The following is a 13,947-nucleotide window of genomic DNA, read 5'->3' as shown; positions in this document are numbered from 1 at the left end:
GGGCCGGAGGTGAAGACCTGTGGCCGGCAGTAGGGAACGTGTCCGGGTTGCGGGGCGCGAATTGACGCTCACCAACCTGGACAAAATCATCTATCCGGAGACCGGCACCACCAAGGCTGACGTGCTGGCCTACTACGCAGCAGTGGCCCACGTCCTGATCCCGGCGGCGGCAAACCGTCCGGCCACCCGTAAACGATGGGTCAACGGGGTGGGCACGGCGGACAAGCCGGGCGAAGTGTTCTTCCAGAAGGACCTGGAGGACTCCGCCCCTGGTTGGCTCCCCCGGGCGGCGATCACGCACAAGGACCGGACCATCCACTATCCCCTGGTCAACGACGCCGCCACGCTGACGTGGTTCGGCCAGATCAATTCACTGGAAATCCACGTACCGCAGTGGCGGGTGGATCCGCACGGCAACCAGCTCAACCCGGACCGGCTGGTACTGGACCTGGACCCTGGTGACGGGGCGGGCCTGCCGGAATGCCGCGAGGTGGCACTCCTGGCGCGGTCCATCCTGGAGGATGTAGGCCTGGAACCCGTGCCGGTCACCAGCGGCAGCAAAGGCATCCACCTCTACGCCGCGCTTGACGGTTCCCAAACCTCGGACCAGATCTCAGCTTTTGCCCGGGAACTGGCCCGGGCGCTGGAGGCGGACCACCCGGACCTCGCGGTCAGCGACATGAAGAAGACGCTCCGCAAGGGCAAGGTGCTGGTGGACTGGAGCCAGAACAACGCGGCGAAAACCACTGTGGTCCCGTACTCGTTACGGGGCCGCCCCACGCCCATGGTGGCCGCACCGCGGACGTGGCGGGAAATCGAGTCTCCCCGCCTGAAGCACCTGGACTACCAGGAGGTGCTGCGGCGGGTGCGGGACGGCAAGGACCCGTTCGCCGTCGTCGTCAACGCTGCGGCCCGTGCGGAGCAACAGGAGGACGGGCACGACGACGACCCCCGCCTGGGCGCGTACCGCTCCATGCGGGATCCCCAGGCGACGCCGGAACCTTTCGCGGGCATCCCGACCGGCGGGAACGCGTTCGTCATCCAGGAACACCACGCCAGCCGGCTGCACTGGGACCTGCGCCTGGAGCACGAGGGCGTCATGGCGTCCTGGGCGTTGCCCAAGGGTGTCCCGGAATCCGGCGGCAAGAACCATTTGGCGGTCCAGACCGAGGACCATCCGATGGACTACCTCACCTTCCACGGGACCATCCCCAAGGGGCAGTACGGGGCGGGTGAGATGACCATCTGGGACACCGGCACGTATGAGCTGCACAAGTGGATCAACGGCAAGGAAGTCATCGTCACCCTTACCGGATCAGAGGGCGGGGGGCTGGGCGGCGCCAGGAAACTCGCGCTCATCCACACGGGCCGCGGCCAGGGCAAGGACGCGGAAAAACAGTGGCTCATCCACCTGATGGACCCGGAGCACCCGGGTGGACGACGACGGCACGCGGCCCAGGCGGTAACAGAGCCTTCGCCGGAAGCCGGCGAAGAAGCCGGCGCGGGCGAAACGGCCGAGTCTGCGGGGCCCGCACCGACCGCGGAGCCCACCACGGACACGTCCGCAGACCCTGCCGGGTACCGGCCCATGATGGCGACGGCGGGCACCGAGGCAGACCTGCGCGGCAGCACATGGCAGTACGAACTCAAGTGGGACGGGGTCCGGGCCATCCTGGTGGCTGACACGGAAAAGATCCGCATCCTGAGCCGTAACGGCAACGACGTCACCAAGACCTACCCGGAGCTCACGGACCGCGTCTGCTGGCCGGAGCAGCCGTTTGTGGCCGACGGCGAGATCATCGCCGTCGGGCCCGGAGGCAGGCCCGACTTTGGACTCCTGCAAGGCCGGATGAAACTCACGCGGGCGGCCGACGTCGCCAAAGCCCGCACCGCCATCCCCGTGCAGCTGATGCTGTTCGACCTCCTCTTCGAGGACGGGGAGGACCTGCGGCGCCTGCCGCTCAGCCAGCGGCGCCGGCGGCTGGAGGCGTTCTTCCGGCCGTCGGACTCTCCGGTGGACCTGTCCATGGTGCTGGACGAACCCGTGGGACTCCTCCTCGAAAGCGCAAGGGAACTGGGCCTCGAGGGGGTGATGGCCAAACGGACCGACAGCCGCTACGTGAGCGGTCAGCGGACCCGGACCTGGGTCAAACTCAAGCTTGAGCAGACCCAGGAAGTGGTGGTGGGCGGCTGGCGGCCGGGGAAAGGCGGGCGGGAGGAGACGGTGGGCTCACTGCTGGTGGGGATACCGGATGGAGACAAACTGAAGTATGTGGGCCGGGTTGGCAGTGGTTTCAGTACCCGCGAACTCTCGGAACTGCGGCAAACCGTGGAACGGCTGGGCCGGAAGACGTCCCCGTTCCACGAGGTCCCCCGGCCGGACGCAGCGGACGCGCACTGGGTGGCCCCGGAACTGGTGGGCGAGGTGACCTACAGCGAGTGGACCGGGCCGGGCAGGCTGCGGCACCCGCGGTGGCGTGGCTGGCGCGTCGATAAGGACCCGGCGGAGGTGGTCCGGGAAGGATGACCCCGTTTTCGAGGCACAAGGCCGCCGGCGACGCACATATTACCTGGCGCCCACGAAATTTTCGGGGCGCCAGGTAATTTGCGTGTCGATTGGTAAGGTGGCCGTCGCCGGGCCGCTACGAGGAGTGCGGCATCTGTGGGCGGCCGGTCCGGTGGACAGCCGTTACGGCGGCATCGTGGCCCATGCGGCCGTGGCCGGCGGCCCGGTCCTTCGGATGCCGGCGTTTGCCGCCGCCGTCCGGCCACGCGTTCTGCTGGGCCAGGGGGACGGCCCCGGTTGCTGCCGGGCCCGGCGTGACCGGTGCATCCATGGCTGCGGCCAGGTGGTCCGCCACCTCCGGCCTGATGTGGAACTGGTTGGACTCTTCACCCATGTGTTTCTTCCCTTCTCTCCTTCGTTCTTCGTTGAAACGAGGCGCCGGCTTCAGCGCCCGGGCGTGCGCGGAGTATTACCCGAAAAGAAGTGTGTTCATCGCTCTACCATAGGCACGTCAGGGGCTCCTGTGAACCCCTCCAAAAGGCCGTGACCGCGCTCACTTCCGCGCCCGCGATTACCCCAAAAAGCCGGTTGAAACGCTTCCCGCCGGAAAATTTTTGGCGACGGCGCCGTTGATCAGCCTGCTTCCCTGTAGCAGCGCGGGAAAACGCGGGACAAAATTCTTCGGATCCGGCCCCTGAACTGCCCCAAAAGCGCGCACCCTACGCCATGAAACTGTCGGCACGCCACAGGGATCCCGTAAAATTGAAGGCCTGCCCGGAGCGGGGCAGCTACAAGTCGCAAGCAAATGACCTCCACAGGAGTTGCCCAAATGCCCACAGACCGAAGCAGTATCCACTCTCCAGCAGGCGCCAGGAACGCCCGCGGAACAGACCCGTCAGCCCCCACGGCTGCCAAGAAGCCCAGGCTGCTGCCACGCCGCCGGCTCAAGGAATCCGACGTCAACGTCGTTGACCAGCCCATGCTCAAAAAAGCACTCGGCGGAACCATCGTTGGAAACACGATGGAATGGTACGACGTCGGCGTTTTTGGCTACCTCATCACCACCATGGGCCCCGTGTTCCTGCCGGAATCCGACCCCACAACCCAGACGCTGTTCCTGCTGGGAACGTTCGCGGCGACCTTCATCGCCCGCCCCCTCGGCGGTGTAATTTTCGGATGGCTGGGCGACAAGGTGGGCCGCCAGAAGATCCTGGCCACCACCCTGATGATTATGGCCGCCAGCACGTTCGCCGTCGGCCTGCTGCCCGGATACGCCCAGATCGGACTGTGGGCAGCAGCTCTGCTGGTGCTCCTCAAGGTCATCCAGGGCTTCTCTACCGGCGGTGAATACGCCGGCGCCACTACGTTCGTCAGCGAGTATGCCGCCGATAAGCGCCGCGGCTTCTTTGCCAGCTTCCTTGACCTCGGCAGCTACCTCGGTTTCGCCATCGGCGCCGCCCTGGTCTCCGTCCTGCAATTGACCCTGGGCCAGGGCACCATGGAGGAGTGGGGATGGCGGATCCCGTTCCTGGTGGCCGGCCCGCTGGGCCTGATCGCCGTGTACTTCCGGAGCAAGATTGAGGAATCGCCGCAGTTCCAGGCAACCCTGGACGCCCAGGAAGAGATCGCCAAGAACGCCTCCGAGGGCGAACCTGCCAAGGCTAAGGGACCTGTTGGGATCGTCAAGGCCTACTGGCGCCCCATCATCGTTGCCATGGTGGTGGTGGCCGCGGCCAACACGGCCGGTTACGCGCTCACCTCCTACATGCCCACGTACTTGACCGAGTCCAAGGGCTACGACGAAGTTCACGGCACGCTGCTGACCATTCCCGTACTGGTTGTGATGAGCCTCTGCATCCCGCTGACGGGTAAGCTTTCCGACCGGATCGGCCGCCGTCCCGTTCTGTGGATCGGTGCCGTGAGCACCATCGTCCTGGCCATACCGGCCTTTATGCTGATCGGCGTCGGACAGATTTGGTCCACCCTGGCAGGCCTGGCCCTGGTTGCCTTCCCCGTCACGTTCTACGTGGCAAACCTGGCCTCGGCCCTCCCGGCCCAGTTCCCCACGTCCAGCCGGTACGGAGCCATGGGCATTGCCTACAACTTCGCGGTGGCGATCTTCGGGGGGACCACTCCCTTCATCGTGGCGGCGCTGATCAGCGCCACCGGCAACGACATGATGCCGGCGTACTACCTGATGGCAACGTCCTTCGTTGGCGCAGTGGCCATCTACTTCCTGAAGGAATCCGCCAACCGACCCCTCCCGGGATCAATGCCCAGCGTGGACACCCAGGCGGAGGCCAAAGAGCTGGTGGCCACCCAGGACCAGAACCCGCTGATCAACCTGGACGAACTGCCGTTCGAAACCCAGGACGCCTTGGACCCCCAGGCACACCGCGAGGTTCCGGCGGGCGCGTAACCCCCAGCCGGCCGCCCGGGCATTCTTGTAGCCCATGCTCACAGGCCCGCTCCCTGTGCCTCCCGCGGGAAGTACAGGGAGCGGGCCTTCGCGTGCCTGCCGAATGTCCGATTGTGTCCGCGAGCCCTGCCGGCAACATGACTCTGCTCGATGGCTGGTGATACGTTCCCAAGGGCCCCCTATTAGGCGCCGGCACGGCAATAACACGGAATGGATTCGGGACATGAAGCGCGTAGTGGACCAAGTACGCGCGCTGCACCGGCTGGAGCCGGCCAACAACGACCATCTTGCGGCGCTTCGGGTGGCCCTCAGCGTCGCCGCCCCCTCCTTGATCCTGCTGGCCATAGGGCGGACCGACCTCATCATCTACGCCGTATTCGGGGCCCTTACCGGGATGTACGGCCGCTCTGAGCCGCACCAGCTGCGCCTCCGGCACCAGGGCCAGGCAGCCCTGGTACTGCTCAGCGGAGTAGCCGTGGGGATCACGCTGTCCATTAACCACCTCCATTCCTGGTGGCTGGTGGCCGTGGAAGCCACCCTTGCCGGAGTGGGCTCGGTCTACTCGGACCGGGTGCGGCTGAAACCCAACGGACCCTTCTTTGGCATCCTGGCTTTGGGAGCCTGCGCTTCCGTCCCCGCTGCGGTCCCCTGGTACGTGGCCATGCTCATCGCCGGCGGATCGGCATTGTTCTCCATTGCGGTGGGCTTCAGTGGCTGGATTCGGCGCAGGTCCTGGGAACCCGGCGCCACCAGGGCCTTGCCGTCGCCTTCACCGGCGGGCCGGCGTGAACTCCTGGTCCACGCCGCGCGGTATGTGCTGGCCGTGGGCGCCGCGGGGACGGTGGGCGTCCTTAGCGGCAGCGGCCACCCACACTGGGCCATGGCCGCCGCGGCAGTTCCGCTGGCCGGGGCGGACCTCCCCAGCCGCGTCCGACGCGGCATTCACCGCATCGTGGGGACGTTCCTGGGGCTGGCGGTGACCGCCGTCGTCATCCTTCCGGCGCCCTGGACGCTTGCCGGGCTGTACCCCGGATTCCAGGAGCCTGTGCTCCAGGCCCAGGTGCTGGCCCTCCTGGTGATCCTGTTCCAGTTCGCCACCGAGCTGTTCATGACCAGGCACTACGGTTTGGCGATGGTCTGGTTCACCCCGGTTATCCTGCTCATGACCCAGCTGGCCTCTCCCGTGGAACCAAGGGTCCTGATTGTGGAGCGGGCAGTGGAAACCATGGTGGGAGCATTGCTGGGGATCCTGGTGGTGGTGGCTGTCCGTCGGTCCGGACCGCGGACAGCCACCAACCTCGCAGGGCAGGCACCGTTACCCCGGGTTGCGCACCGGCTTTGGTTTGCGCGCAGGTCCCGCCATTAGCTGCGCCGGCGCCAGCTTGGCCACGGCGGCCACCACCTTGTAGCGCTTGGAGGGTATGGAGACCGCCTTGCCTCGCTCGTTGTCCGCCAGGCCCTCCCGCACCACCCGCTCCGCGCGCAGCCACGTCCAGGACGGGGCCACGGACTTGTCCATGCCCATCCGGTCGTGGAACTCCGTGTGCGTGAAACCCGGGCAAACCGCAGTGACCTTGATCCCGCGCCTGCGGTACGCCAGGTTGGCCCACCGGCTGAAACTGACCAGCCAGGCTTTCGCGGCCGAGTAGGTGCCGCGGGGAAGGAACGCGGCCACGCTGGCCACATTGATGATCCTGCCTTCCCCGCGCCCAAGCATTCCGCCCAGCGCCGCGTGGGTGAGCACCATGGCCGTTTCCACGTGCAGCTTCAGGTGGTCTTTCTCCGCCCCGATCGGGTTGTCCTCGAAGTTGTGCAGCAGCCCGATTCCGGCGTTGTTCACCAGGATTCCCACCGGGCGCCCGGCGTCCTGGAGACGTTCGACGACGGCGGCGACGTCGGCGTCCCGCGTCAGGTCCGCGGGCAGCACCTCAGCCGTGGCCCCGTAGCGCCGGTGCAGGTCCGCCGCCGTTTCCTCCAGGCGCGAGGCGTTGCGCGCCACCAGGACCAGGTGGTGCCCCTGGGCCGCGAGCTGCTTGGCGAATTCATGTCCGAGCCCGGCGCTGGCCCCGGTGACAAGTGCGGTTGTTGGCGTCATGCTGCAAGCCTAACCAGCCGCTGGTGTTACGGGCCGGCGAACCGGGCCAGCGGGTTGGCCAGCCGCCCGGCCATCTGCAACCCGCCGGAGGGATCGGAGAGATCGAGCATGTGCTGGTTGTTGCGCAGCTGCAGCCGGTTGAGGCAGGACAGGGGGAAGTCCGCGGCGAAGAGGTCGTGCCGGGCGAACTGGCCGGCGAGTCCGAGGTGGTCCGCCTGGTAGTCCCGGATGGCTGCGGCTGCGGTGCGCCAGAACTCCTCCTGGGGCAGGGTGCCGTCTTCGTCCAGCAGCGCCGCGAGGAAGCGGAAAATGCAGTCGAAGATGTCGGTGAAAATCGCCAGCACCTTCTCCTCGTCGGGGATCGCCGCCTTGATCCTCGCCGCCTCCACCGGCACCTCAACCCGGTCCCCCATCACGACGATTTCCTCGGCAATGTCCTTCATAACGGCACGGACGGGCACGCCGTTTTCGAGGACCAGGATGACGTTTTCGCCGTGCGGCATGAAGGCCAGTTCATAGCGGTAGAGGCAGTGCACCAGTGGAACGAGGTAGGCCTCGAAGTACCGCCGGAGCCACGTGGCGGGGGCCAGCCCCGAGCGCTCGATCAAGGCCGCGGCCATCGGCTTGCCGGCCCCGTCCACGTGCAGCAGAGATGCCATGGTGGCCAGCTGCTGGCCATCCCGCAGCAACGGCACGGGGCTTTCCCGCCAGAGGGCGGACAGCATTTTTCGGTACGGTGAGCCGTCCGTGGAGCCTGCCTCGTACTGCGGGTTTTGGTATCCGATCGCGGCTACCTCGCCGATCATGGTGAACCCGCGCCGCTGCAGCGCCTGGTCTGAGCCGATCAGTTCCCGCAGCCAGTCGTTGATGGCGGGCGTCGCCTTCATGTACTGCGGGGAAAGCCCGCGCATGAAGCCCATGTTCAGCACGGACAGGGCGGTCTTGACGTAGTTTTTCGCGGGGGCGGCGGTGTTGAAGAACGTCCGGATCGACTGCTGCGCCTGATACGGATCGGTTCCGGCGCCCAGATGGACGATGCGCTGCCGGGCGATCTCCGCCGCGAACGTGACCGCCAGCTTGTTCTCCCACTGCCAGGGGTGCACCGGCATGAGGAAGTACTGCTCCGGGTCGAGTCCCTGCTCCGTCAGCGCGGCGTGGAACGTGCCCAGCAGCGGCCCGAGCTCGGCTCCGAGGTGCGTCCGGTAGTCCAACCCGGCCGCCGAGGTGAAGACGGCGCAACTGCGGTGCACGGCGATCCACTCCAAGTGCACAGGGGCACCGGTTTCGGGGGCGAAGGCGTGGTAGTCGCTGATGCCGAAGCCCAGCCGGCCGTTGTTGGCCACGAAGCAGGGGTGGCCCTCGGACATGCTGCGTTCGATGGCCTGGAAGTCGGCGGCAACGTCCGCGCCTCGGGTCGCTCCTGCGGCCAGTTCCGCCGAGGTTGGCCGGCAGGCCGCTTGCTTGTAGGCGTGGCCGGCCAGCGTGCTGCTGACTTCTTCCAGGTAGACCGGAAGCATGGAGACGTTGATGCCAAGGGTTTCGTGGAAGGCCGTGATGAACTCCATGACATCCAGCGGCGCCTCGGCGCCCTCATGGAAATGCCGGATGGAGCCGGCGTCGATGGACCAATGGTCCAGGTCAAGGATCCGCGCGTCGAAACGGTATTCGTGGGATCTGTCGTCGCTCACTACCCGGTAGCTGCCGGCGTGCTCCACGGCCGGGATGCGCTCCGGCGCAAGGATCCGCTCCGGCGCAAGGATGCGCTCGTGCGAAAACTCAGCGAGCGCCTTGCGGAGCAGGTGCCGGTTGGCCGCCTCCCAGCGGAGGGGGCTGAGGTGGGAAACCGCGGACGGAGAGGCAACTGCCGCGGCGGGGGCAGCTGGGGCCGCTTGGTTTGCTGGGGCTGCGGCGGGGTATAGGTCGGTGGTCACAGTGGTGCTCCATTGCTGTCGGAATAGTGGGCGGGAGGGGCAGGGGCAGTGAAGGGGTTCGCGGCCCGGGCGGCGAGGTAGTCGTGCCGGCTGCAGAAGCTCAGCAGCGCGTCCTTGTCAGGGAGCGCCACAACACCGGCCGGGCGAAAACCAAGCCGTTCGTTGAGGGCGTGGATTTTGGTGTTCCGGACGTCCGGTTCCACCACGATCCGGTCCACCCCGGGCTTGGCGAACAGCCGGGCCAGGACTGCGTCCATGACGGCCGTGGTGAAGCCGGCTTCCGGGGTGTTCGACGGCGGAGCCACCAGCAGGTGCATGCCGGCGTCGCCGGGCTGCACCGGGTATGCCGTTGCCAGCGGCGAGGACGCTGGAAGGTATTCCTCAACGAGGAAAGCCGGGACGCCGACGTCGAGCCCCAGCAGGGCGTGGTGGTGTCCGCTCGCCTGGATGGCGGCGTACTCGTCGGCGACGTCGTCAACTCCGGCGGCCAGCATCCCCCAGAAGGAGGCGTAGGGGCGCGTAACCCAGCTGTGCAGCAGCGGGGCGTCGGCCCGGGGGTCGACGCAGCGGAACGTGAACCTCATGCCGGTACCTGCACCGTGATGCCGGCGGGCGCACCGAACTGCTGGAAGGCGATGCTCCGTTCCACGGGGTACACCTCCCGGCCGGTGATCTCCCGGAGGATGCACGAGTTGCGGTACGCACCCATGCCGAGATCCGGAGTGGCGAACCCGTGGGTGTGCAGCTCTGCGTTCTGCACGAAGATCTCCCCCGGCACCACCCCGGTGCTGTAGTTCCGGTCCACCGCGAAGCGGCCCGCACTGTCCCGGGCAATCCGGTCCCGGATGCCCGAGACGAACTCCGGTTCCCGGTAGCCGTAGCCCGTGGCGAACACCACGGCTTCGCTGTCCAGGCTGTAAGCGGCGCCCTGCTCGTCGTGGTGCAGGTGCAGGGTGTGCGTTCCGGCAGCCGCATCCCACCCGGCGGCGGTGAGCGTGGAATGGGTCAGCAGCCGCGTGTCCACCATCCCGGAGAGGCTCCTGGTGTAGAGGAGGTCGTAGATCGCGTCGACCAGGTCTGGGTTGATGCCCTTGTACAGGTTCTTCTGCGCCTTGTTGAGGTGGTCGCGGCGTTCCTGCGGGAGGCCATGGAAGTAGTCAACGTACTCGGGCGAGGTCATTTCCAAGGTCAGCTTGGTGTACTCCAGCGGGAAGAACCGGCCGGAGCGGGTCACCCAGTCCAGCCGGTAACCGTGGACGTCCGCTTCCTGCAGGAGCTCGTAGTAGATCTCCGCCGCACTCTGCCCGCTGCCGATAATGGTGATGCTGCGCCGCTGCTGCAGCTCCGCCTTCCGTGCCAGGTAGTCGGCATTGTGGAAGGCCACTCCCCCGCGGCCGGCGGCGGCATCGGCCATGATGCCCCGGCCGGCCTCGGGCACGTACGGGCTGGTGCCGGTGCCCAGCACCAGCCGCCGCGCCGAAAGTACCTCCCTCCCGCATGGACCGGAGACGGCCAGCCGGTACACGCCGTCGTCGTACACCGCATCCAGCACGGTTGTGCCAAAACGCACGGAAGTCAACTGCCCGGCCACCCACTGGCAGTACTGGTTGTATTCGGCGCGCAGCGGGTAGAAGTCCTCGCGGATGTAAAAGCGGTACAGCCGCCCGGTCTGCTTGAGGAAGTTCAGGAACGAGTAGGGCGAGGTGGGGTCGGCCATGGTCACCAGGTCCGCCATGAAGGGAACCTGCAGGTGGGCCGGTTCCAGCATCATCCCTGGGTGCCAGTCGAAGGTTTCGCGCTGCTCCAGGAAGACGCCGGCCAGCCCCTCCACGGGTTCAGCCAAGGCGGCGAGACCAAGGTTGAAGGGCCCGACGCCGATGGCGGCGAAATCGTGGATGGCGCCGTCTGCGGGGGTGCTCATGCGGCGGCTCCGTCCCGCAGGATTTCCGCGCCGGTGCTGCGCAGGAGCGTGATGATTCCGTCAATGTCCTCGAGCGTGGCCTCGGCGTTGAGGAGGGTGAATTTCAGGTAGTGGCGGCCGCTCACTGTGGTGCCGGCAACCACTGCCTTGCCGGAAGCGAAGACAGCGGCGCGCACTGCCGGGTTGAGCGCATCCGCGGCGTCTTCGCTGAGCCGCTGCCCGCCAGCCAGCCGCGGGCGGTAACGGAACACGAGGGTGCTGAGCTGCGGCGGTGCGGCGAGCTCGAAGTCGTCATCGGCGTCCAGGAGCTGGCCCACGCGCCCGGCGAGGTCGATGGCTTCGTCAAACAGCGCGCCGAGGGCGTCCGCCCCCATGACGCGCAGGGTCAGCCACAGTTTGAGGGCGTCGAAGCGGCGGGTGGTCTGGAGGCTCTTGTCCACCTGGTTGGGAATGTCCGCGAGGGCGGCGCTTTCGGGGTTCAGGTAATCGGCGTAGTAGGTGACGTGCCGCAGCATGGCCCGGTCCCTGACCAGCAGCGCGCTGGAACTGACGGGCTGGAAGAAGGTCTTGTGGAAGTCCACTGTGACCGAGTCGGCGAGCCGGGTTCCGTCCAGGAGGTGCCGGTACCGGCCGGAGACCATCAGGCCGCCGCCGTAGGCGGCATCGACGTGGAACCAGGCGCCGGACGTCCGGGCCAGGGCAGCGAGCTCTGCGAGCGGGTCCACCGCGCCAAAGTCGGTGGTCCCGGCGGTTGCCACCACGGCCATCGGCACCAGGCCGGCGTCGCGCGCTTCCGCCATGGCGGCCACCAGGGCGGCGGGGTCCAGCCGGCGGTCCGACGTGCAGGGGACGCTGATGACGGCGTCGAATCCGAGGCCCAGCATCGCGGCCGATTTTTGGATGCTGAAGTGGCTGTCCTCGGACGCGAAGATCCGGAGTGTATCCAGCAGCGCCGGCAGGCGGAGGCCGCTGCGGGCCGGGTCCTGGCGGAGGGCCGCCACGGCGTGGTTGCGGGCGATCAGCAGCGCCTGCAGGTTGGACTGGCTGCCGCCGGAGGTGAAGATGCCGTCCGCGGTGTTACCAAGGTGCAGCCGCTGCGCGGTCCAGTCGATGAGGCGGCGCTCGATCATGGTGGCCCCGGCGCTCTGGTCCCAGGTGTCCAATGAGGAGTTGACGGCGGATAGGACGGCTTCGCCCACCAGGGCCGGGATCACCACCGGGCAGTTGAGGTGTGCGGCGTATTTGGGGTCATGGAAGTAGACGGCGTCGCGCAGGTAGACCTCCTCGAGCTCCTCCAGTGCGGCGGCGGTGTCCGGCAGCGGGGCATCCAGGTCAACCGCTCCCACGCGGGCCTCCAGCTCTGACGGTTCGACGCCGGTGAAGGGCCGGGTGGTCCGCTCCAGTTTGGTGGCCACGGCATTGACACCCTGCAGGACCTGCGCCACGTACCGGGAAGAGTTCCTGGCATTGAAGAGGTGGTTGCTGGCCCCGAGCGCCAGTTCCAGCCGGGAGGCGAAGTCCTGGCCCGCGCGAAGGGCTGGCGGTTCCAGAAGGTCTGGTGAGTCATTCGCGGGAAGCGGTGCTTCCACGTGATGCGGGGCAGGGTGTGGCATCAGCGGCATGGGTTTCCTTTGCTGGTCATTGCCGGAGGGGCAGTGCTCGGACCGGGCAGGGCTGGAGCGGAAGGCTCTTTGCTGCGGTCTTGTAAGGCAAGCCTTACTTAGGTAACCCTTTTAATCAAACTTTTGTGATGTATTTCGTCGCCAGCCGCGAACACCCCGTCCCGGACCGCGCCCATACACCCCCGCGACGCTAGGCTTGGGGTCACGCCGGCGGCGGGACTGCCGGCCGCTAAGGGGGAAGCATGGATCGGCAACAGGCAGCAGTGACCGGATTCCGGGAGCTGGACGCGAATGGACGTCCAGTGCCACCCGATTCGGCGCCGGTCGACGCACCCGCGGGTAAGCGGTGGCGTGCACCCAACCCGTTCATCGCTTTGTTATGGGTCCTTGCCGCAGCGCTCATCGCCGGCGGATCGGCGGCGCTCCTTGGCTACCCCATGTCGATGGCCATGGCGGACCGGGCCACCTTCCAATACCTCGTCTTCGCATTTGCTCCGCAAGGGGTGTCCGGGGGGATTGCGGTCTGCCTTGCGCTGCTGTTCTGGCACGCCTGGCAGTGGCAGCGGCGGCGCGGCTAAGCCCTGGAGTTCGGGCCCGCACACCAGCCTGCGGACCGGACAATCGGACCGTCCCGACTTGTGCACCAATTAGTAAGCATGCTTTTCTTATGGGGTAGATGAACCTCCGCAAGCAGTTCGCGGCGGGACTGCCACCGCTGGCGGTTCCGTGAAAGAAGCCCAAGGAAGAACATGATGACCACCGCAATGGATGACCAGCTGATGGCGTTTGGGGAGCGCCGCGGGCCGGCTGAGCAGTTTCTGGCCACCACGGTACCTGTCGACGCAGGACTGCTGGTGACCCTCAATTCACGCATGCACTGCCGCACGCCGATGCAGCTTGTCGATCACGGGGAACTGCCGGTACGGCAGCCCGTGTACGTTGACGGAACCTCTGTAGTCGCCCTGCGGCCGGAGGCGGCCGAAACCATCACCACTTACCGCTGCGCCTGCGGCTTCACCATCGACGACCCCGGGACCACCGCGGCGGTCAGCGACAAGGCCCTGGCCAGCTGCCCCCCGGATCCCGTGCGCACCGGCCCCCGATGGGGTCAGCGCTCAGGCCAGTCCACGAACTGCTCGTAGCCCTCGTGCTTGCGGAGGTAGCTGGACATGAACGGGCAATGCGGAATGATGCGTTTGCCGGTGGCCACCACGTCATCCAGGGCAAAATGGGCCAGCACCTTGCCCAGCCCCTGCCCCTCGAAGTCCTGGCCCGTCTCGGTGTGGGTGAAATCGATGTGACCCGGCAGGTCGTGGAAAAAGGCCTGGACGGCGAGCCTGCCGTCCACCAGGAGTTCATACCGGTGGTCCGCGTCGTTACGCCTCAGGGTGACGTTGGGGGTGAACTTATCCTCTGTGGACATGGTGTTCTCGGTCATGGTTCGACACTGGCA

The 13,947-nt window shown here is 67.0% G+C and carries 12 protein-coding genes; 5 read left to right on the top strand and 7 right to left on the bottom strand.

Features of this window, described 5'->3' with window-relative positions; all coding sequences use genetic code 11:
- Window positions 1-19: 19 nt before the first annotated feature.
- Window positions 20-2,527 carry an ATP-dependent DNA ligase gene (locus AB4Y79_RS19620; RefSeq protein WP_441865442.1) on the top strand — a complete coding sequence of 836 codons (2,508 nt, stop codon included), beginning with the start codon at window positions 20-22 and terminating at the stop codon, window positions 2,525-2,527.
- 115 nt (window positions 2,528-2,642) lie between these two features.
- On the opposite strand, the gene AB4Y79_RS19615 is transcribed toward AB4Y79_RS19620, so the two are convergent.
- Window positions 2,643-2,900, bottom strand: coding sequence for a hypothetical protein (locus AB4Y79_RS19615; protein ID WP_441865439.1), 258 nt, complete (start codon window positions 2,898-2,900; stop codon window positions 2,643-2,645).
- 435 nt (window positions 2,901-3,335) lie between these two features.
- Between AB4Y79_RS19615 and AB4Y79_RS19610 the strand changes: the two genes are divergently transcribed.
- Both AB4Y79_RS19610 and AB4Y79_RS19605 read left to right on the top strand, forming a co-directional pair.
- The gene (locus tag AB4Y79_RS19610) at window positions 3,336-4,925 is read left to right on the top strand and encodes an MFS transporter (protein ID WP_441865436.1); all 1,590 of its coding nucleotides are present in this window, start codon (window positions 3,336-3,338) and stop codon (window positions 4,923-4,925) included.
- 223 nt (window positions 4,926-5,148) lie between these two features.
- Window positions 5,149-6,291, top strand: a complete 1,143-nt coding sequence (locus tag AB4Y79_RS19605) for an FUSC family protein (RefSeq protein ID WP_441865433.1) — start codon at window positions 5,149-5,151, stop codon at window positions 6,289-6,291.
- On the opposite strand, the gene AB4Y79_RS19600 is transcribed toward AB4Y79_RS19605, so the two are convergent.
- From AB4Y79_RS19600 to AB4Y79_RS19580, 5 genes are read right to left on the bottom strand one after another with little or no spacing between them, the layout of a single operon-like run.
- Window positions 6,241-7,020, bottom strand: coding sequence for an SDR family NAD(P)-dependent oxidoreductase (locus AB4Y79_RS19600; protein WP_441865430.1), 780 nt, complete (start codon window positions 7,018-7,020; stop codon window positions 6,241-6,243). The two genes, AB4Y79_RS19605 and AB4Y79_RS19600, sit on opposite strands and share 51 nt — an antisense overlap.
- Window positions 7,021-7,046: 26 nt before the next feature.
- A complete protein-coding gene (locus tag AB4Y79_RS19595; RefSeq protein WP_441865427.1) occupies window positions 7,047-8,951 on the bottom strand; it encodes an IucA/IucC family protein in 1,905 nt (634 codons plus the stop codon).
- Window positions 8,948-9,535 (bottom strand): GNAT family N-acetyltransferase, encoded by a 588-nt coding sequence (locus AB4Y79_RS19590; protein WP_441865424.1) that lies wholly within the window; start codon window positions 9,533-9,535, stop codon window positions 8,948-8,950. The genes AB4Y79_RS19595 and AB4Y79_RS19590 overlap by 4 nt, the downstream gene beginning before the upstream one ends.
- Entirely contained in the window at window positions 9,532-10,872 is a 1,341-nt protein-coding gene (locus tag AB4Y79_RS19585) for a lysine N(6)-hydroxylase/L-ornithine N(5)-oxygenase family protein (RefSeq protein ID WP_441865421.1), read from the bottom strand. Before AB4Y79_RS19585 ends, AB4Y79_RS19590 begins: the two co-directional genes overlap by 4 nt.
- Window positions 10,869-12,494 carry a pyridoxal phosphate-dependent decarboxylase family protein gene (locus AB4Y79_RS19580; RefSeq protein ID WP_441865418.1) on the bottom strand — a complete coding sequence of 542 codons (1,626 nt, stop codon included), beginning with the start codon at window positions 12,492-12,494 and terminating at the stop codon, window positions 10,869-10,871. The genes AB4Y79_RS19585 and AB4Y79_RS19580 overlap by 4 nt, the downstream gene beginning before the upstream one ends.
- A 242-nt stretch (window positions 12,495-12,736) precedes the next feature.
- Here AB4Y79_RS19580 and AB4Y79_RS19575 point away from each other — a divergent pair, with 242 nt between their 5' ends.
- Together AB4Y79_RS19575 and AB4Y79_RS19570 are read left to right on the top strand one after the other, a co-directional pair.
- On the top strand, window positions 12,737-13,072 hold the full coding sequence (locus AB4Y79_RS19575) for a hypothetical protein (protein ID WP_441865415.1): 336 nt from the start codon (window positions 12,737-12,739) through the stop codon (window positions 13,070-13,072).
- 171 nt (window positions 13,073-13,243) lie between these two features.
- Window positions 13,244-13,636: a hypothetical protein gene (locus tag AB4Y79_RS19570; RefSeq protein WP_441865412.1), complete on the top strand. Its 393-nt coding sequence runs from the start codon at window positions 13,244-13,246 to the stop codon at window positions 13,634-13,636.
- Here the strand turns inward: AB4Y79_RS19570 and AB4Y79_RS19565 are convergent.
- Complete coding sequence (locus AB4Y79_RS19565; RefSeq protein WP_018763726.1) at window positions 13,603-13,932, bottom strand: GNAT family N-acetyltransferase; 330 nt, start codon at window positions 13,930-13,932, stop codon at window positions 13,603-13,605. The genes AB4Y79_RS19570 and AB4Y79_RS19565 overlap by 34 nt on opposite strands.
- Window positions 13,933-13,947: the final 15 nt, after the last annotated feature.

This window comes from Pseudarthrobacter sp. YAF2 (assembly GCF_052113345.1).
Lineage (GTDB): Bacteria > Actinomycetota > Actinomycetes > Actinomycetales > Micrococcaceae > Arthrobacter.
This window is presented reverse-complemented; position numbering and strand designations above follow the sequence as displayed.